The organism is Brucella oryzae, assembly GCF_041929965.1.
GTDB lineage: Bacteria > Pseudomonadota > Alphaproteobacteria > Rhizobiales > Rhizobiaceae > Brucella > Brucella oryzae.
In genome coordinates this window covers 65,779-85,288 of sequence record NZ_JBHEEO010000019.1, presented here as the reverse complement: position 1 = coordinate 85,288, position 19,510 = coordinate 65,779, and the positions used below count along the sequence as shown (strand labels likewise).

Genomic DNA, 19,510 nt, shown 5'->3' with positions numbered 1-19,510 from the left:
TGGGACGACAAGAACTCCGTCCTGAAGGGCGAAGACGCTTGGCAGGGTATGGTCCGCTTCCAGCGCTCGTTCTAATCAGATCGACGCTTGAGCAAAATGCGCCAACGGGAAACCGTTGGCGCACATCCATTTGAAACATAGCTCACGAATGCATGAATTCCGATCCTTCAGAAATGGGGATTTCGAAAAGGATCGAAAAACGAGGGGGAGTTGCGGGGACGACAAAAACTTTGGGGGCAATAGCTGGTCTTTTAGAAGGATCCAAACATGTCTCCGCATAAAGTTAGCTCACTTATCTTGTGTTCCGGGAATTATTTCATTAATTGTGCGTCTCATATATCTATGGGGGGCATGCAATGATCGTCGTTGGGGAAACGAAGATCGATATGGGCGATAAGTTTACGCCGATAGTCGACTACAACCTTCAGTATACATCCAACAAAAGCCCGAACCACCGGCTTGTCGAACAATTTTCGGTGGCGGAACTGACGGGGAAATATATCAACATCCTATGGGATGACGGGTCACACAAGTATAATGTTAGGTCGTTTCTTGGCGAGATTGACGAAATTCTGAAGGGTGAACGCTTTTCAGGCTTCGATCAGGAAATGCTCGATTCCGTCATCGGCTCTCTTCGTGAGCGCGGCAATAGCAATGCAACCATCAATAGAAAGATGGCTGCGCTGAGCAAGCTGCTGCGAAAGGCGCACAAAATGGGGGATATCTTCAATCTACCGGAATTCGTCCGGCAGAAAGAGCGTGTGGGACGTATTCGATTTCTTGAATATGAGGAAGAAAAGCGCCTGTTCGCCGCGATCAAATCGCGCTGTGAAGATAGCTACCGGTTATCCCTGTTTCTGGTCGATACAGGCTGTCGCCTTGGGGAAGCAATCGGCGTTACCTGGAACGATATTCAGGATCACCGGGTTACATTCTGGCTAACAAAATCAAATCGCAGCCGCACTGTCCCTCTTACCCGTCGTGCCAATAAAGCAGCACACATTCCACATGAGAAGCTCAAAGGCCCCTTCTCAATGCTCAATCAGGTCCGGTTCCGCCAGATCTGGAATGAAGCAAAAATGGAAGTTGGGCTTGGCACGGACGATCAGGTCGTTCCGCACATTCTTCGTCATACATGTGCATCCCGTCTGGTCCGCGGTGGTATCGATATTCGTCGGGTTCAGATGTGGCTGGGTCACCAGACGCTGCAGATGACCATGCGTTATGCACATCTGGCAACGCACGACCTCGACTCATGCGTGAAAGTGCTTGAAATTCACTAAGTGATTTCGGCACCTCCGCTTTCGAGATTCGATAGCCAGCCACTGGCAACATGGCTGTGGCATTGGCTGTTCATTTATGCTCGATTCCAGCCTGGATTGCTCGGTCAAAGGTGACACAGCCCTTGAAACCCGACTGACAGGTTTCAGTTCCGAAGAAGCGCCTCGCTTATTCAGCCGTCATAGAATCATTGTGATGGAACCTGCCAATACAAGTTGCTATGCCTTTCATAGTGGGACAGGCGCAGGTAACTGACGGCATATCCAGCCCTTCGGCTCGTCCTCTTCACACTGTGCTGGACTGAGAATCGACTGGAAATCACCATGGGATCCCCCCGCCTCACATCACTCGTCGCAAGCTTGCCTTCTACCGTTCCTTTTACCGGCCCCGAAACACTGGAACTGCAGCGAGGAAAACCTTTCAGAGCGCGAATCGGCGCGAATGAGAGCAGTTTCGGACCAGCGCCGTCTGTCCTAGAAGCCATTCGGATGGAAGTGAGCGAAATCTGGAAGTATGGCGACCCTGAAAATTACGAATTACGCCATGCCATTGCTGCGCATCACGGCGTGGCAGCTGAAAACATCATGCCCGGAGCAGGCGTTGATGCCTTGCTCGGGCTGGTTGTCAGGCAATATGTCCAAGAGGGTGACAAAGTTATCAACTCGCTGGGCGGTTATCCGACCTTCAATTATCATGTTGCCGGTTATGGCGGAAATCTGGTCACGGTTCCCTATCTTAACGACAGATCGGACCTCGACGGACTGCTTGACGCGGCGCGCAAGCAAGATGCTGCAATCCTATATCTTGCCAATCCGGATAACCCGATGGGAACCTGGCATGAGGGTTCGGATATCCAATCCTTCATCGAGCGCGTTCCTGAAACCACGATGCTTGTCTTGGATGAGGCCTATTGCGAAACCGGGCCTACCTCCGCCTTCCCGCCCTTTGAAACCGACCGACCAAATATTCTGCGAATGCGCACCTTCTCCAAAGCCTACGGTTTGGCGGGCATTCGCTGCGGTTATGTTGTCGGCAGTGCTGAAGCTATCAAATCTTTCGACAAGATTCGCGATCATTTCGCGGTGAACCGTCTTGCGCAGGCAGCAGCTATTGCAGCCCTCAAGGATCAGGCTTACCTGCGTAACGTGGTTACCCAAATAATAGCCGGGCGAGACCGCATTGCCGCAATCGCCAAGGAAAATGGTCTTACAGCCATTCCGTCCGCCACCAACTTTGTCACCATCGACTGCGGAAAGGATGGAGCATTCGCCACGGCAGTTCTCAATAGCCTGATCGCGCGTGACATCTTCGTACGCAAACCAGGAGCCCCGGTTCTCGACCGCTGCATCCGTGTCAGTGTCGGCGCTGACGAACAGCTCGATCTTTTTGAAGCTGCCCTACCCGACGCTTTGGAGGATGCCCGAAAACATGTAGATATTCGTGAAACTGCCTGAATCGCGGAGCCGCACATGCTGATTCGATCAGACAATCGACCTCAAAACATTCTTTTCAGTACACTTGCCGGGCTGTGCGGTGCACTCGCGATTGCCGCTTATGCAGGCGCGGCCCATGGCGGCGAGAATCATCTCGGCAATATTGCTCCGCTGCTTCTTGGACATGCGCCTGCATTTCTTGTGTTGTCACTCATCGCACCGGCCAGCCGTACCGCTTATTTGGGCGGTGCCTTGCTTGTTATCGGCCTTGCCTTGTTCTGCGGCGATCTCTTCATGCGCGATATGACCGGCAACCGGCTCTTCCCGATGGCTGCACCGACCGGAGGATCGTTGATGATTCTCGGTTGGCTTTCTGTTGCAGTCACCGGCTGGTTCGCAAGAACCAAATAAAAAGGGGCCGAGAGGCCCCTTCAGATTGATTACAAACCCCTCGATTTTTGGAAGCAGTCAAAAACGAGGGGTTTTGATTCCGATTTGTTCACGTTCTGAATCTGGGACGTTCCGTGAATCTGAGGTCATTTTGACCCTGCCGGAGGTTTGTCAGCAGTCTGAGGGCGGCCCGGGGCCGCCCTTTTTGATTCCGCAGCGCTGGATATTACTGGCGCGTCAGGCTCTCGCTCTTGCAGATCAGACCGCCCATCACGCAGCCGGAGAGTGAAAGCGTATTGCCCTTGACACTGGCCTTGCCGGTATAGGTTTTGCCTTCGTCAAGCTTGTTGACCTCACCCTTATAGCTGCCCCCGGTGCCGGACATCGTGCCGATGGACTTGCCCTTGTATTCGCCGGTCTGCACCGTACCGCAGAACTTGTTGGCGCCGCAGGCCGTATAGCTGATGATCGTTCCGTTCGGGCGCTTCCACGTACCGACGATCCCTTCTTCGGCGAGGGCGGGCGCGGCAAAGGTGGCTGCAAGCGTCATTCCAAGAATAAGTGTGCGGATCATTCTTTCCTCCCAAATCGCCGCCAGTCCCGGCTTTGCCGGTTGCAACGATGAAACCGCTGTGATGCGTTCTGAAGTTTAAGACGGAAGCCTCCTCGATCATCCATCAAACTTACGCAAACGTAAACGTAAACTAGTTTCCGGCGAAGCGGAAGAGGGATATTTGTGACGCTCTCTGCTCCTGAAACACTGCCCTTTGTACACACACGCCCGCATTCGAATGTTGTCTATAGTTAGCAACTGGTTTCGTTCGATCATGCGGATTTGAATCGAGTTTTTACTAAAATCCAGCAATCGGCGGCACTTGCATGTTTAACAAAATCCCAAGTTTACCCCTTGTTCGGATTTTGTTGGTTGCTCGTTAAGCATCTGGTTTAACGCGCATTTCAATCCTTTCCCCTAGATTTGAGAGCATGAACGGAACGACAGAGACGGCAGTTTCGAAGCAACGAAATCAAGCTTTGAAATAAAGACCGGACGGTTCTCGGGATTTAACAGGGACAAAGAAAATGGCACAGTTTCAGAGCTTTACGAATAAGAACAACGCAATCGCGCAGGATCGCATTCTTCTGGAAATGGGCATGAAATTTGCCATCGGTCGCGATTGCGAGATCGACGTGGTGCAGGCCCACAAATGGCTGAACATTGCGGCCATCCGCGGCAGCGAGAAGGCCGCCCGTATGCGTAATCAGGTGGCTGCCACGATGAGCAAGGGCGAACTGGCAGCAGCCCTGCGCGGCGCACGCGAATGGATGACCGCCCACTGACTGATAACGCCTTCGTTTATGAAGAAAGCCGCCTTCGAGGTGGCTTTTGCTGTCTCAGCTTATACCGAGATACCGGCCCGGTTTGTGATTGATTGCGATGATGAGATTCATGGCAATCGCACCGATCAGGGAAAGCACCATGTTCTCCCATGGGATAAAGAACAGCGAGACCAACATGATAAGGACGTCGAGGCCGAGCTGAAACCAACCGGCTCTGATCCCATAGGCGTCCTGCAGATAGAGCGCCAATATGTTGACGCCGCCGACACCGGAGCGATGACGGAAGAGTGCCAGCACACCCATACCCATCAAGGTGCCGCCCATGAGTGCGGCGAAAAGCGGATTAACGCTTGAGAAGTCGACACTCAAGGGCATCAGTCGCGCAAAGACCGACATCATGGCCACTGCGACGAAGGTTCTGATCGTAAAAGCCCAACCCATTCGACGCACGGCAAAATAGTAGAATGGCAGATTGATCAGGAAATAGAGCAATCCGAATTCCGTGCCTGTTGCATACTGGATGAGAAGGGCGATACCGGCGGTGCTGCCGGTCATCAGCATGGCCTGGCTGTAAAGCGTAATGCCGAGTGCGATGAAGGATGTACCGATCAGCATCGCCATCGCATCTTCATAGAGGTGGTGACGGTCGAATGCGGCAGCTTTCGGCGCATCAATAAGGGCAGCGGCGTTATCAGTGATATCAGCCACGTGGAAACTCCAGAACAGCGAGAAGCCGGCAATCCGGCGAAAAGATTACGGTGCCGGAACGAGTTCCGACATGTCATACATTCGCGCTGTGCAGATGGTTGGGCCATAGCACGCAGCGTAAAGTCTTGGGAGACAACTAAATATAACAGCAGTAGCGATGCAGCGCACGGCTTGAAATATTGTTATTTCAAGGTCTGCTTTGTGAGTTTATCGCTCTCGGAGAGGCTGATTGTTTTAATTTATTTCGCGCGCCATCTGCGCGAGGAAGCGCTTCACCGCTTGCGGACTGCGCAAGTGATGCTTGATAAGATGTTGCGGCGCCTTTTCCAGAAAAGCCAATGCGCGAACCCGACCGTCTTTGCGATAGCTCGCCACCCATTTCAGGAAGCCCCAGTCAAAACGCTCCACACAACCTTCAGCCATATCCGGGCGTGAGCCCCCGTAATGGATTACCGTTCTTTTCAATACACGCCACAGACGACGCATGGTCGATATATCGAGAAAAATAAGCATATCTGCCCGCGAGGCCCGGTAATTCATAGTTTCGCTATTGTTTCCCTCGAATATCCATCTGTCCTGATTCGCCGCTTCTTTGGTGAGGTGGCCGATCTCGTCACGCGAGCGCATCGTCCAGCCGGGCAGCCAGTAGAGAGTATCGATATGAACAACCGGTAGACCAGTGATGTCGCCAAGCTTGCGCGCAAGGCTGGATTTTCCCGAGCCGGCACCACCTATAATCATGATTCGCTTTATCACAGCTATCATCCTCAGATTTTAACTCTATTTGAATAAAAATCGGACATGGGGGAAGAAGTACTATAATTCTACTTCATGGCGCCTGCATGACCATAACGAGCAAAGAAAGCCCGTTAGAAAATTTGTATTGGATATAAGAGTAATATTGACCAAATGATTGACAGTCAACTTGGTGAAGCGCAATATTGACGTATAAACGGAACGGGCGAGAGCAACAGTGACATCTACCGTTCTTCTATATTAGCAAGATCGCAAGGTGCGAACGGATACCAAGCGATCAAAAGGGCTGCATTCGATAGGGAGTAACACGATGTCTATTCGAACCATCACAGCTATGGCAGGCACAGCCATTATCATGAGTGCCGCTGCATTTGCTTTTTCATCGCCTGCCAATGCACTGACGATGAAGGAATGTAGCGCAAAATATCAATCTGCCAAAGATGCTGGCACGCTTGGCAGTATGAAATGGAATGATTTCCGCAAGGCGCAATGCGGAGATGGCGCAGATGCCGCCGCAGCACCGGCAGCTCCTGCTGCTCCAGCCAAAAAGGCAGCCAAGAGCGCTGCTGCTCCTGCGGCAGACGACTCTGCCAAGGGCCTGACCATGAAACAGTGCAGCGCTAAGTATCAGGCAGCTAAGGATTCTGGTACGGATAATGGTGTCAAGTGGAACGCTTTCCGCAAGGCCGAGTGCGGTCCGGGTGCAGATCCGGTCGCGATGAGCACAGACGGAAACAGTGAACCTGCCGCTCCGACGGTTGCTGCCCCCAAGGGCGTGAAGTTCCCAACCGCTGTTTCAGCCAAATTCTCCAATGAATCCGCCGGCAAGGCGCGTATGCACACTTGCCTGGAGCAGTACCATGCCTTGAAGGACGCCAATGCTTTGGGTGGCCTGAAGTGGGTGCAGAAGGGAGGCGGTTATTACAGCCTCTGCAACGCACGCCTGAAGGGCAACTCTTGATTGGATTGACTATCTAAGTGAGAAGGGGCCTCTCGGCCCCTTCAGACTGCTGACAAACCTCCGGCAGGGTCAAAATGACCTCAGATTCACGGAACGTCCCAGATTCAGAACGTGAACAAATCGGAATCAAAACCCCTCGTTTTTGACTGCTTCCAAAAATCGAGGGGTTTGTAATCAATCTGAGGGCGGCCCCGGGCCGCCCTTTCTTTCACCGCTTGTTCAGCGTGCCTTCTGACCGAAGAGAATCTTGTGTTCCTCTTCCTTGTTCGCTGAAGCATTTGCGCGTTCCCGTTCTTCTTTGCCGACCAGCAGACCACGCTGAACCGCAGGGCGCGTATTCATCGTCTCGTGCCAGCGCTTCAGGTTCGGGAAATCATCGAGATTCTGCTCGTAATTCTTATAGGCGTTGATCCAGCCGATTGATGCCATGTCGGCGATTGAATAATCGCCAGCGATATATTCCTTGCCTTCAAGCTGCCTGTTCAGGACACCATAGAGCCGGTTGACCTCATTCGTATAGCGGTCGATCCCGTACTGAACCTTCTCCGGTGCATAGATCCGGAAATGACCAGCTTGCCCCGACATCGGGCCAAGCCCGCCCATCTGCCACATCAGCCATTCGTCAACGGCGACGCGATTGCGTTCGTCGATCGGGTAGAACTTGCCGAACTTCCGCCCGAGATACTGCAGGATCGCACCAGATTCGAACACTGAGATCGGTTCGCCGCCCGGCCCTTTCGGATCGATGATCGCGGGCATACGGTTGTTCGGGGCGATTTTCAGGAAATCTGGCTGGAACTGATCGCCCTTGCCGATATTGACATATTTGACCTCATAGGGAACGCCCAGTTCTTCCAGCATGATGCTGATCTTGAAGCCGTTCGGTGTCGGCCAATAATACAATTCGATGGGCTTGGTCTGTTCGGCCATGGGCTCTCTCCCGCTGATCCTGACGTTGAGCGGGACATGTCCCCGCATTCCAATGATGGGAAACATAAGACCCTTTTGAGCAGGCACAAGAGCCACTTGTGGCAATAAACGGAACATCAATATTTTTGAACGGCGCATGAACGGCGCTCTCAGGGACGGTTCAGGCGCGATCGCTAGATTGACCAGGGAGAACAAAAATCAGAACGGCTTTGGGGGCCAACCGGTATGCTTCGGCGTTTAACAATTGTCTGCCTGATGATCGCTGGCTTTGCCACAGTCGCCAGCATTTTCGTCGACCAGAGATACAGTGTTTACCGTGACCAGCCGATAATCGGGCCTGTGGCCGCATTCACTCAGAAGCATGCCGGAGAGCGGCCATGAAAAGAACCCGGACCATCGCCGCAATCGCCCTTCGGGTTTTCCTATTCACAGCCATCTTCACCGGTCCGGCAGCAACCTTCGCCTATACGCAGATCGGCCAGCATTCCCAGATGAGCGGTGTCGGCCTCGTGCTTTATGTGAGCTTGCAGCGAGCCGCATAAACTGGGTCATGTAACAGTCATCGGTTTTGTTATACTAGGCCATGACACAGCGAATCGAACATCCATTTCTGACCGAGATCAAAACACCTCCGACCGTTGACCCGGAGGTTTTCAACGACGCCGGTGCGGCGGTTGCCGCCCTGCAAAAACTCTATGACCGCAATACGGCCTTCCTGCGCGATGCGTTCGAGAAGGTTGCACGCGGTGAGGTTCCGCCGCAGCGTTATCGCGCCTACTATCCCGAAATCTGCCTGTCCACGTCTAGTTTCGCGCATGTGGATTCGCGTCTGGCCTATGGCCATGTTTCGACGCCCGGCGATTATTCCGCAAACATCACGCGGCCCGATCTGTTCGACCATTATCTGAACGAGCAGATACGCCTCCTGATGCGCAATCATGGTGTAACGGTAACGGTGAAGGAATCCTCGACGCCGATCCCGATCCATTTTGCCTTCAGGGAAGGCACCTATGTCGAGGCTTCGGTCGCCAGTGCCTTCACGCATCCGCTGCGTGACCTGTTCGACGTACCCGATCTGGCGGCGACCGACGACAAGATCGTCAATGCCGATTTCGAGCCTGCCCCCGGTGAACCGATGCCGCTTGCGCCCTTCACGGCCCAGCGCGTCGATTATTCTTTGCATAGGCTGGCACATTATACGGCGACAAATCCGGCACATTTCCAGAACTTCGTTCTGTTCACCAACTACCAGTTCTATATGGACGAGTTCTGCGCCTATGCCCGCGAATTGATGGCAAATGGCGGCGGTGGATATGAACGGTTCGTGGAACCGGGCAACATCATCACGCTGGCGGGCGAAACCGCGCCAAGCAACGGAAATCCGTTGCAGCGCCTGCCCCAGATGCCTGCTTATCACCTGCAGCGGGCTGACCATTCCGGCATCACGATGGTCAATATCGGCGTGGGACCATCCAATGCCAAGACCATAACCGACCATATCGCCGTGCTTCGCCCCCACGCATGGTTGATGCTGGGTCACTGCGCGGGCCTGCGCAACAGCCAGCAGCTTGGCGATTATGTCCTGGCACACGCCTATATGCGTGAAGACCATGTTCTCGATGACGATCTGCCCGTCTGGGTGCCGCTCCCGGCACTTGCGGAAATTCAAGTTGCGCTGGAAGAGGCTGTTGAGGAAATCACCGGCCTGGAGGGTTACGATCTGAAACAGATCATGCGTACCGGCACGGTCGCCACCATCGACAACCGCAATTGGGAATTGCGCGACCAGCGCGGCCCGGTGCAGCGCCTTTCGCAGGCGCGCGCCGTCGCGCTTGATATGGAATCCGCGACAATTGCGGCCAACGGTTTCCGTTTCCGTGTGCCTTACGGCACCCTGCTTTGTGTTTCCGACAAGCCGCTGCACGGTGAACTGAAACTTCCGGGCATGGCGACCGAATTCTACAAGCGACAGGTGGCGCAGCATCTGCGCATCGGCATCCGCGCAATGGAAAAGATCGCCGCCATGCCGGACGAGCGGCTGCATTCCCGCAAGCTCCGCAGCTTCTACGAAACGGCTTTCCAGTAAAGTTGGGGCAATAGGGCAGTAAGGCAGTAGGGCAATATGTTGGTTCGCAACAACGGTGCTCCTATCATACTGCCCTCCCCTTCATCATCAAGCCGCAATCAGCACCTATGGGCACCTTCATGTCGAAACGCCGTGAAAATCTTTCATTCCTGTTGCTGCTGGCCGCCGTCGCACTGTCGGTCCCGCTCGTGCTCGGATTTCTTGGGGCGGTGCATCCCGCACTGGATTCCTTTTCGCATTTTCGAGCTCACCTCGCCGTCTTGCTGGCAGTGCTGACTATTCCTTTGCTTTTCACCAAAATGCGGCGCGAGGCAGCGATGCTTCTGCTTTTTTCCGTTATGGCTCTCAGTACAACTGTCGGTGCTGCACGCGATTTCCTGAGCGGCTCCACAGGTGTACAGGCGCAGGAACAAGGTGGGGCACGCTACAGCCTCGTCCAGATCAATTTGCGCGAAGACAATCCCGAACCAAAACGTATTCTCCAGATGATTGCGCGAGAGAAGCCGGACGTCATCACCTATGAGGAAGCGAGCGAGCAATGGACAAAATGGCTCACCATTCTCCAGGGCTCCTATCCCTACCACCTCAATTGTGCTGACGATCCCAATACATGGGGCGTGGGCATCCTGTCGAAGCGGCCTTTCAGCGAAGATGCACAGACGGCCTGCGTCGGCGATGGCTTACTGGCCATTGCGCCGATCAACTTCGGCGGAACGACCGTGCATGTCGCCGCCCTGCACTTCTCATGGCCATGGCCACGCTGGCAGCCTTATCAACTCCGCTATATCGAACCGGAACTGCAGAAGCTGAAAGGTCCTCTGGTCGTCGCCGGTGATTTCAATGCGGCACCGTGGAGCAATGCGGTTCGTCGCGTCGAACATGCATCCGGCACCCGCCATATGACCGGTATTGGCGGCACGTGGATGACGCATCTGCTGCCTGTTACGCTCGCGCCTTATATCGGCGTGCCGATCGATCAGATACTCGTAAGCCCTGAAATCGGAGGAGCGAAGGTTTCGGCACGCGAGGATGCTGGCTCCGATCATCTACCGGTGCGGCTCGATTTTTCCGTTCCGCCGCCTGTCCGGCCAGATGCAGACGAGCCGGAAACCCAATCCGTCATGCTTCAATAAAAAAGGCGGTTCCAGACCGCCTTTTTCTTTTACATGTTCACGTAAACAGGCCCCTCCCCGCCTTGTGGCGGCACCCAGTTGATGTTCTGGTTCGGGTCCTTGATGTCGCAAGTCTTGCAGTGCACGCAATTCTGCGCGTTGATGACGAATCGCACGTTCTTTGCCTGCGGATCGGCAGCGGAGTTGCCGTCGGCATCCACCCATTCATAGACGCCCGCAGGGCAGTAACGTGTCGACGGGCCAGCGAAGACGTCGTGCTCCGACGTCTTCTGCAGTTCCATGTCTCGGACCTGAAGATGCACAGGCTCGTTCTCGTCATGGTTCGTGTTCGATAGGAACACCGACGACAGGCGGTCGAACGTCAGGACACCATCCGGCTTCGGATAATCGATCTTCGCGTGCTTCGCAGCCGGTTCCAGCGACTGCGCATCGGTCTTGCCATGCTTCAGCGTCCCGAAGATCGAGAAGCCGAAAAGCTGGTTGGTCCACATATCGAGACCACCGAGCGCCACACCTGCAATCGTGCCGAATTTCGACCACAGCGGCTTGACGTTGCGCACCCGCTTCAAATCCTTGCCGATCAGGCTCGAGCGCCAAGTGTTCTCGATCTCGACCGGCTCGTCATTGGCGCGGCCCGCACCAATTGCCTCCGCGATCTTGTCAGCGGCGAGAATGCCGGACAGAACCGCATTGTGGCTGCCCTTGATGCGCGGCACATTGACCAGACCAGCCGAGCAGCCGATGAGCGCTCCGCCGGGGAAAGAAAGTTTCGGCACCGACTGGAACCCGCCTTCGGTGATCGCACGCGCGCCATAGGAAAGGCGCTTGCCGCCCTCGAATACGTCGCGAATGGCCGGATGGGTCTTGAAGCGCTGGAATTCTTCGAATGGCGACAGATACGGGTTCTTGTAGTTGAGGTGCAGCACGAAGCCGACCGCGACCATATTGTCTTCGAGATGATAAAGGAACGAACCGCCGCCGGTCTTCATGTCGAGCGGCCAGCCGAAGGAGTGCTGAACCAGACCCGGCTTGTGCCTGGACGGATCGACCTGCCACAATTCCTTGAGTCCGATACCGTATTTCGCCGGTTCACGGCCCTCGTCGAGTTTGAACTTCGAGATCAGCTGCTTGGCAAGCGAACCACGCGCGCCTTCGCCGACCAGCGTATATTTGCCGAGCAGAGCCATGCCGCGTGTATAGTTCGGACCATGTGTTCCATCGCGCTCGACGCCCATATCGCCGGTGGCGACGCCGATGACCGCGCCCTCGTCGTTGTAGAGCACTTCGGTTGCCGCAAAACCCGGATAGATTTCCACGCCAAGTTCTTCGGCCTTGGTGCCCAGCCAGCGGCAGACATTGCCAAGAGACACGATGTAATTGCCATGATTGCTCATCAAAGGCGGCATCGCGAAATTCGGCAGGCGCACCGAGCCCGCAGGCCCCAGCACAAGGAAATGATCGGCAGTAACCGGCGTCTTGAAAGGGTGTCCCTCTTCCTCGCGCCAGCCCGGCAGAAGCTGGTCAATGCCAACCGGATCAACGACAGCGCCGGAAAGAATATGCGCGCCGACTTCCCCGCCCTTTTCGAGGACAACGACGGACAGCTCGGGATTCGCCTGTTTCAAACGGATAGCCGCAGCAAGGCCAGCAGGACCCGCGCCGACGATCACGACGTCGAATTCCATGCTCTCGCGTTCGGGAAGCTCCTGGTTCGCATATTCTGGGGCTTCAGACATTCATCCCTCCGTCCGGTGCAACATCGTCTTCTCACTAAGATAGCCCAGACGACGCATCCAATTGTTTTTGTGCATGATCTAATCGCGAATACCCATGAACCGACTGCCCGTCAGCACTGGCGGTACGAAAAGATCGCCGTTTCCCCGTATTCTGCCTTACCCTGTCGCAGAGTTGGAGACTGTCGCAAATGCGTCCAATTGTCCAAAACAGGCGTCCTACGCTCTCAAATTGATTTACCTTAACGTAAACGTCAAATTCATTCCATTCAAGAAGCTGCGATGAGGATTTGTTTGTGATGGTATAAAAGCCAAGGCGTCATGGTTTGTGATTGCCAATGTCTGGCCTTGGTTTGGAGATGTGAGTCAGATCAGATCTGAACTGTCACTAACCTGCGAAACGGACCCTAAATCTGAACCAGGCTCTTGCATTCGCCTTCAAAATTCGCCACCTCAGAGGTGAGGTATATAATGGCTGATAATCGCGAAACGCTGGATATTGAAGGTTTGCTCCGCTTCTATGCGGAAGCAGGCGTTGACATGCCGCTTTCCGAAACACCTATAGATCGGTTTGCGGAACCTCAGCGTCCCGCTCCCTCGCAGCCTGCAGCGCAAATGCCGAATGCGCCTGAGCGCGCCCGACAGCAACAACCGCGCCCTGCCCCGACACCCGCCCCCACCAGCAGGCCTGTTCAAGCCGCAGCCGACCTTCCTGACACAGCGCAGATTGCGCTCGCGCGCGAGGCGGCGGCACAGGCTTCGACGCTGGAAGAACTGCGGGAGAAACTCGCCGCATTCGACGGCTGTAACTTGAAATTCACGGCGAAGAACCTGTGCTTCGCCGATGGCGATCCGTCATCCGACATCATGTTCATCGGCGAAGCACCGGGACGGGACGAGGACATGGAAGGATTGCCCTTCGTCGGCAAATCCGGCCAGCTTCTCAATCGCATGATCGAATCCATCGGCCTGAAGCGAGAAAGCGTCTACGTCGCCAATACAATCCCGTGGCGCCCACCGGGCAACCGCACACCGACGCCGCTTGAGACGGAACTTTGTCGGCCATTCATCGAGCGACAGATCGAGCTCGCCGCGCCGAAAGTTCTGGTTGCACTGGGTGGCCCAGCAGGCAAGGCACTCAGCGGCGCGACGGAAGGCATCCTGCGCCTGCGCGGCAACTGGAAGATTCACAAAACACCTTCCGGCCTCGAAATTCCCGTCATGCCAACCCTGCATCCAGCCTATCTTCTGCGCACACCAGCGCAAAAGCGTTTTGCATGGCGCGATTTTCTGGCTGTGAAGCTGAAATTGGCCGAATTGATGAGTTGAAATCTCCGTAGTTCAGTGGCATCGGCAGGCGGCGCAGGTGGCATTGTCACCAACATGCCGCAAACTTGTTCTATTTCGCCGCTTGCCAAACCGCCTTCCGGCGACAAGTAGCCCTAAATTCAGATTCCCCATGGGTTTTCTGTGGAGTTTTTCATGGCTGGCCAGCTCCTGCCCATAGCCGCTTTGCTTGCAAGCACCTTTCTTATGCTGCTTGCCGGTGGCCTCGCGGGTATTCTTCTGCCCTTACGCGGCGGCATGGAAGGCTGGTCGACCACGACCATCGGCTGGATGGGCACGAGCTATTCCCTTGCGTTTACGATCGGCTGTATTGTGGTGCCGCATCTGGTCCGGCGTGTGGGCCATGTACGCGTCTTTTCCTCGCTGGCAACACTGCTTTCGATAGCGCTTCTTTTCCACGCACTGGTTGTCAATCCCGTTGCTTGGATGATCTTCCGCGGCGTCGCGGGCTTTTCGCTCGCAGGCAGCTATATGATTATCGAAAGCTGGCTGAATGAGCGCGTGACCAATGAATCGCGCGGCCGCGTTTTCTCGATCTATATGATCATCACCATGCTCGGCCTGCTATGCGGGCAATACATCCTACCGTTCGGCGATGCGGGAACCCAGACACTTTTCATCATCTGCGCCATCATCTATGCAAGCGCGCTGCTTCCAACGGCCCTTTCAAGCGCGCAATCACCCAATCCGCTGACGCAGGTTTCGCTCGATCTGAAAGGGCTATATCGACGGTCGCCTGCTGCGGCTGTCGGTTCGCTGATCGCCGGCATTGTTGCGGGCACATGGAACTTCCTCGCCGCCATCTATGGCGAGATGAACGGCCTTTCCACCTTCGGCATCGCCACGATGCTTGCCTGCGCCATGGTGGGCGGCGCTATCTTCCAATATCCGCTCGGACGAGGATCAGATTTTGTGGATCGTCGCTATGTCATGGTGATCGCCGGTGTCATCGGCTTCGCCCTGTCAATGGTCATGGTGCTGTTCCATCCCACCTCGCCCTATGCGCTTTACGCCATGATGTTTCTGTTCGGTTCGGTGATTTATCCGATCTACAGCCTTAACGTCGCCCACGCCAACGACTATGCGGATGCCAGCGAATTTGTGAAGGTCTCCGGCGGATTGCTGATTATCTACGGCGTGGGCAGTGTCATCGGGCCTGCCCTTTCCGGCCCGTTGATGGATCTGGTCGGTGCTTCGGGCTTCTTCGTAACCATGGCCATCGCTTACGGCTTATATGGCCTGCACGCCTTCTGGCGCATCCGTCGCTTCGAACGTCCGGCCATCAGCGACCAGAAGACCGAGTACAAGTTCCATACCCCGGACGGCCAGTCCACGCCGGAAACCATGCAGCTCGATCCGCGTGCGGAAGGCACACCCGGCCAAAGCTAAATTACTGCGTCTGCGGTGCGTTTACCTTGTGGGGCGCGATGGAAAGCTTCTGCTCGCGGTAGATGATGAAACCGCCTGCAGCCATGACGACGGCGCTACCGGCCAGCATTTCGAAGGTCGGAATATCGCCGAACAGCAGAAAGCCGATGGCAAGCCCCAAAAGCATGGAGGTGTATTCGAAGGGCGCAATCGTCGACATTGGCGCATGGCGGTAGCATTCGGTCAGAAGTATCTGGCCGACACCACCGGCAAAACCCGCACCGATCAGCATGGCAAGCTGCGACCAGTTCGGCACGATCCAGCCGAATGGGATGCTCACCAGGGAAATGACGCTCGCGGATATGGAAAAATAGATCACGATGGTCGATGTGCGTTCCGTCTGCACGAGGCGACGTACAAGCATCATGGCCACGGCCGATGTGAGCGCCGCACCGAGGGCGGCAAGTGCTCCGACGGCCTCTTCATGCCCCATACCGCCACCGGAAAACACCGTCAGTCGCGGCCAGATGATGACCATTACCCCGCCAAGCCCGATCAGAACCGCGCTCCAGCGGTAAAACCGCACGACTTCATGCAGGATGACCGCGCCGAGAATGACGGTAATCAGCGGCGAAGCATAGTTGATCGCGATTGCTTCCGGCAGCGGCAGCTTGGTGAGCGCGAAAAAGCTCATCGACATGGAGCTGACCCCCACCAGACCGCGCCAGAAATGGCTGAACCCGTTTTCGGTGCGAAAAACGCCGGAAAGCTGCCCGCGCCACGCCAGATAGAGCAATATCGCGAAGATTGCGAAGAAAGACCGGAAGAAGATCAACTGTCCCACCGGCACGCCATCAGCCGCCTTCAGCAAGGTGGACATGGCGACGAAAACGGTAACGGAAGCGATTTTAAGACCGATGCCGAGCATCGGATTCGTTTCAAGATGGGCAGCCTCGACAGGCGCGCTCGTGTGAGCGTTCACAACGCAATCCCTTAATAACCTAAAGCCAATAATGACCCAAAGTATTGGGCGCCCTTTTTCTTATTCCTGTTTGTGACACAGCACCAGTAGCACAAAGGTCAAGTCGAAAAATATTTGGCAAACCGCCCGCTATTTGGTTTGTTGCATTATCCGACCCATCGAAGCGGGATCAGAAATCAGTCTACTGGACTGATTTCCCCGTGTAGGCGCTTCGCACTTTTGCTGGAAATGCTCCGGCCACAAAAGGCTGGTTACTTGTTCTGGAATTGAGTTTCCCTTGGCAGCAATTTTGGCTACGAATCCAGCATCGTGAGTTCAACGCGAGTTCAGAGAGAGAGTTTCACCATGCGTACTGAAACCGGCCAGACATTCCGTCTCGAAGATTATCGTCCAACACCCTACGCCATACCCGAGACGAAGCTGGACTTCTCGCTGGAACCGGAAAAGACCCTCGTTCGTACCATGCTCACCATTGAGCGTCGTGATGACACACCAGCGGGCACGCCGTTGGTTCTGGACGGCGACGAACTGAAGCTCATCAGCATCGCCATTGACGGGACGCCGCTTGCCGATAACAGCTATGTCGCAACGCCTGACCAGCTGGAGATCAGCGACCTGCCGGAAGGCAAGCGCTTCACGCTTGAAATCGTGACGGAAATCAATCCGACGACAAACCGCCAGTTGTCGGGCCTTTATCGTTCCAGCAGCGTCTATTGCACCCAGTGCGAGGCCGAAGGCTTCCGCCGGATTACCTATTCTTATGATCGTCCAGATGTTCTGTCGGTCTATACGGTTCGCATCGACGCCGACAGGCAAGCTGCTCCCATTCTTCTGTCCAACGGCAACCCCGTTGATAAGGGATCGGTCGAAGCGAAGCCGGACCGGCATTTCGCCACCTGGCACGATCCGCATCCAAAGCCATCCTATCTCTTCGCGCTCGTTGCCGGATCGCTCGGTGTCGTGAAGGATCACTTCACAACGCAGTCCGGACGTCCAGTCGATCTGGCGATCTATGTCGAACGTGGCAAGGAAAGCCGGGCGCTCTATGCAATGGATGCTTTGAAACGTTCCATGCGTTGGGATGAGGAGAAATTCGGTCGCGAATATGACCTTGATGTTTTCAACATCGTTGCCGTTTCCGATTTCAACATGGGCGCGATGGAAAACAAGGGGCTCAATGTCTTCAACGACAAGTATGTGCTGGCCGATCCAGAAACCGCTACCGACGCCGACTATGCGGGCATCGAGGCTGTCATCGCGCATGAATATTTCCATAACTGGACGGGCAACCGCATCACCTGCCGCGACTGGTTCCAGCTCTGCCTCAAGGAAGGATTGACAGTCTATCGGGATCACGAATTTTCTGCCGATGAGCGCTCACGCCCGGTGAAGCGGATCGCCGAGGTGAAGATACTCAAGGCGCAGCAATTTCCGGAAGATGCCGGGCCGCTCGCTCATCCGGTGCGCCCGCGCGAATATCGCGAGATCAACAATTTCTATACGGCGACCGTCTATGAAAAAGGTTCGGAAGTGGTGCGCATGATCCGTACAATCATCGGGCCTGAGCTGTTCCGTAAGGGTATGGACCTCTATTTCGAGCGCCATGACGGCGAAGCTGCGACCATCGAGGATTTTGTCAAGGTCTTTGCCGATGTTTCGGGCCAGGATTTTTCGCAATTCGCGCTCTGGTACGATCAGGCAGGAACGCCGAAGGTGGCAGCTACCTTCGCTTATGACGCCGCGAAAGAAACCTATACGATTGAACTGAAACAGTCGCTGGGAGCCACGCCCGGACAATCGGTCAAGAAACCGATGCTTATCCCGATTGCCTTCGGCCTGATCGGACCTGACGGCAAGGATATGGTTCCAGCCTCCATCGAAGGCGGGGATGTGCGCGGCGATGTCATCCATCTGCATCGTTCTTCCGAAAAGATCATCTTCCATGGCATCAAGGAACGCCCTGTGCCGTCGCTGTTGCGCGGGTTCTCGGCTCCCGTTAATCTGACAGCGCCATTATCGGACGATGATCGCGCCTTCCTGGCCCTGAACGATCATGATCCGGTGGCGCGCTGGCAGGCATTAACCGGAATCTTCAACCAGGTTCTGCTTGAGGGTGCCAAACGTGCGCGCGGAGGCCATGCCCCGGCGATTGAAGACAAGATCGTTGAACTTGCCGGAAAAGTGGCATCCGACGAAACGCTTGATCCGGCCTTCCGCGCGCTTTGCCTCACGCTGCCGAGCGAAAGCGATATCGCACGCGAAATGGGCAATAATGTCGATCCCGATGCGATCCTCGCCAGCCGAAACCATCTGGTGGACGCCATTGCCGCCCGTTACGCCAAGGGCTTCGCCAGCCTCTATGATGCCCTGAAACAGGATGGCGCTTTCTCGCCGGATGCGGGTGCTGCGGGCAAACGTGCCTTGCGGAACGTGCTGCTCGATTATCTGAGCCGTCACGAGAAAAGCCAGCAACGCGCCGCCAGCCAGTTCGCCAATGCGGATAATATGACCGACCGCTTCGCGGCACTGACCGTTCTGGTGCACCGCTTTGGTGATACGAACGAGGCAAAGGACGCACTGGCAAGTTTCGAACGTCAATTCGGCAAGGATGGTCTTGTGATGGACAAGTGGTTCAGCGTGCAGGCGAGCCGTCCCGGCGACGAAGCCTTGCAGGCTGTACGCGATCTTACGAAACACGCCTTATTCTCGCTCGACAATCCGAACCGCGTCCGCTCGGTGATCGGTTCATTCTCCGCATCCAATCCGACCGGCTTCAATCGGAAGGATGGTGCGGCCTATGAGTTCTTTGCAGATACGATCCTTTCCATCGATCCGGAGAATCCGCAGCTCGCAGCACGACTTCTGACGGCGCTTCGCTCCTGGCGTTCGCTCGAAGATACCCGTCGTGAACATGCAAGGGCAGCGCTGGCGCATATTTCCGGTACGGGCAAAAAACTGTCGACTGATCTGCGCGATATTGTGGACCGTACTCTCGCCTGATTCGCGATCTATCCTGATCGTAATGATGATTCGCTCGTTCCGCTTGTTCAGCCAACTTTCGGAA

The 19,510-nt window shown here is 55.3% G+C and carries 17 protein-coding genes; 11 read left to right on the top strand and 6 right to left on the bottom strand.

The window, feature by feature from the left end:
- The first annotated feature begins 356 nt into the window (after positions 1 to 356).
- From JNC70_RS17605 to JNC70_RS17595, 3 genes are all read left to right on the top strand, one after another.
- The gene (locus JNC70_RS17605; protein WP_104757582.1) at positions 357 to 1,283 is read left to right on the top strand and encodes a tyrosine-type recombinase/integrase; all 927 of its coding nucleotides are present in this window, start codon (positions 357 to 359) and stop codon (positions 1,281 to 1,283) included.
- A gap of 321 nt (positions 1,284 to 1,604) precedes the next feature.
- The gene (locus JNC70_RS17600) at positions 1,605 to 2,735 is read left to right on the top strand and encodes a pyridoxal phosphate-dependent aminotransferase (protein WP_104757581.1); all 1,131 of its coding nucleotides are present in this window, start codon (positions 1,605 to 1,607) and stop codon (positions 2,733 to 2,735) included.
- 15 nt (positions 2,736 to 2,750) lie between these two features.
- Complete coding sequence (locus tag JNC70_RS17595; RefSeq protein ID WP_104757580.1) at positions 2,751 to 3,125, top strand: DUF423 domain-containing protein; 375 nt, start codon at positions 2,751 to 2,753, stop codon at positions 3,123 to 3,125.
- Between the two features lie 205 nt (positions 3,126 to 3,330).
- Here JNC70_RS17595 and JNC70_RS17590 read toward each other — a convergent pair whose 3' ends face one another.
- Positions 3,331 to 3,678, bottom strand: a complete 348-nt coding sequence (locus JNC70_RS17590) for a DUF2147 domain-containing protein (RefSeq protein WP_104757579.1) — start codon at positions 3,676 to 3,678, stop codon at positions 3,331 to 3,333.
- Positions 3,679 to 4,184: 506 nt separating this feature from the next.
- On the opposite strand from JNC70_RS17590, the gene JNC70_RS17585 reads away from it, so the two are divergent.
- Positions 4,185 to 4,442 (top strand): sel1 repeat family protein, encoded by a 258-nt coding sequence (locus JNC70_RS17585; protein WP_374788760.1) that lies wholly within the window; start codon positions 4,185 to 4,187, stop codon positions 4,440 to 4,442.
- Positions 4,443 to 4,496: 54 nt separating this feature from the next.
- Here JNC70_RS17585 and JNC70_RS17580 read toward each other — a convergent pair whose 3' ends face one another.
- Together JNC70_RS17580 and JNC70_RS17575 are read right to left on the bottom strand one after the other, a co-directional pair.
- Positions 4,497 to 5,150, bottom strand: coding sequence for a YitT family protein (locus tag JNC70_RS17580; RefSeq protein ID WP_374788759.1), 654 nt, complete (start codon positions 5,148 to 5,150; stop codon positions 4,497 to 4,499).
- A gap of 234 nt (positions 5,151 to 5,384) precedes the next feature.
- A complete protein-coding gene (locus tag JNC70_RS17575) occupies positions 5,385 to 5,915 on the bottom strand; it encodes a P-loop NTPase family protein (RefSeq protein ID WP_374788758.1) in 531 nt (176 codons plus the stop codon).
- A gap of 301 nt (positions 5,916 to 6,216) precedes the next feature.
- Between JNC70_RS17575 and JNC70_RS17570 the strand changes: the two genes are divergently transcribed.
- Positions 6,217 to 6,867 (top strand): antifreeze protein, encoded by a 651-nt coding sequence (locus JNC70_RS17570; RefSeq protein WP_374788757.1) that lies wholly within the window; start codon positions 6,217 to 6,219, stop codon positions 6,865 to 6,867.
- Positions 6,868 to 7,086: 219 nt separating this feature from the next.
- Here the strand turns inward: JNC70_RS17570 and JNC70_RS17565 are convergent, their stop codons facing one another.
- Positions 7,087 to 7,797 carry a glutathione binding-like protein gene (locus JNC70_RS17565; protein WP_104755472.1) on the bottom strand — a complete coding sequence of 237 codons (711 nt, stop codon included), beginning with the start codon at positions 7,795 to 7,797 and terminating at the stop codon, positions 7,087 to 7,089.
- A gap of 377 nt (positions 7,798 to 8,174) precedes the next feature.
- Here JNC70_RS17565 and JNC70_RS17560 point away from each other — a divergent pair, with 377 nt between their 5' ends.
- The 3 genes from JNC70_RS17560 (at position 8,175) to JNC70_RS17550 (ending at position 11,016) form a co-directional block, all read left to right on the top strand.
- Positions 8,175 to 8,339 (top strand): hypothetical protein, encoded by a 165-nt coding sequence (locus tag JNC70_RS17560; protein ID WP_167394052.1) that lies wholly within the window; start codon positions 8,175 to 8,177, stop codon positions 8,337 to 8,339.
- A 41-nt stretch (positions 8,340 to 8,380) separates the two neighbouring features.
- Positions 8,381 to 9,883, top strand: a complete 1,503-nt coding sequence (locus JNC70_RS17555) for an AMP nucleosidase (protein WP_104755471.1) — start codon at positions 8,381 to 8,383, stop codon at positions 9,881 to 9,883.
- Positions 9,884 to 10,002: 119 nt separating this feature from the next.
- Positions 10,003 to 11,016, top strand: a complete 1,014-nt coding sequence (locus tag JNC70_RS17550) for an endonuclease/exonuclease/phosphatase family protein (protein ID WP_208623446.1) — start codon at positions 10,003 to 10,005, stop codon at positions 11,014 to 11,016.
- A gap of 29 nt (positions 11,017 to 11,045) precedes the next feature.
- On the opposite strand, the gene JNC70_RS17545 is transcribed toward JNC70_RS17550, so the two are convergent.
- A complete protein-coding gene (locus JNC70_RS17545) occupies positions 11,046 to 12,752 on the bottom strand; it encodes an electron transfer flavoprotein-ubiquinone oxidoreductase (protein ID WP_104755469.1) in 1,707 nt (568 codons plus the stop codon).
- Between the two features lie 468 nt (positions 12,753 to 13,220).
- On the opposite strand from JNC70_RS17545, the gene JNC70_RS17540 reads away from it, so the two are divergent.
- On the top strand, positions 13,221 to 14,078 hold the full coding sequence (locus JNC70_RS17540) for a uracil-DNA glycosylase (RefSeq protein WP_104755468.1): 858 nt from the start codon (positions 13,221 to 13,223) through the stop codon (positions 14,076 to 14,078).
- A gap of 153 nt (positions 14,079 to 14,231) precedes the next feature.
- A complete protein-coding gene (locus JNC70_RS17535; RefSeq protein ID WP_104755467.1) occupies positions 14,232 to 15,485 on the top strand; it encodes an MFS transporter in 1,254 nt (417 codons plus the stop codon).
- Between the two features lies 1 nt (position 15,486).
- Here JNC70_RS17535 and JNC70_RS17530 read toward each other — a convergent pair whose 3' ends face one another.
- Positions 15,487 to 16,446: a DMT family transporter gene (locus tag JNC70_RS17530; RefSeq protein ID WP_104755466.1), complete on the bottom strand. Its 960-nt coding sequence runs from the start codon at positions 16,444 to 16,446 to the stop codon at positions 15,487 to 15,489.
- A 345-nt stretch (positions 16,447 to 16,791) separates the two neighbouring features.
- Here JNC70_RS17530 and pepN point away from each other — a divergent pair, with 345 nt between their 5' ends.
- Positions 16,792 to 19,446 carry an aminopeptidase N gene (gene pepN, locus JNC70_RS17525; protein ID WP_104755465.1) on the top strand — a complete coding sequence of 885 codons (2,655 nt, stop codon included), beginning with the start codon at positions 16,792 to 16,794 and terminating at the stop codon, positions 19,444 to 19,446.
- The last annotated feature ends 64 nt before the right edge of the window (positions 19,447 to 19,510 follow it).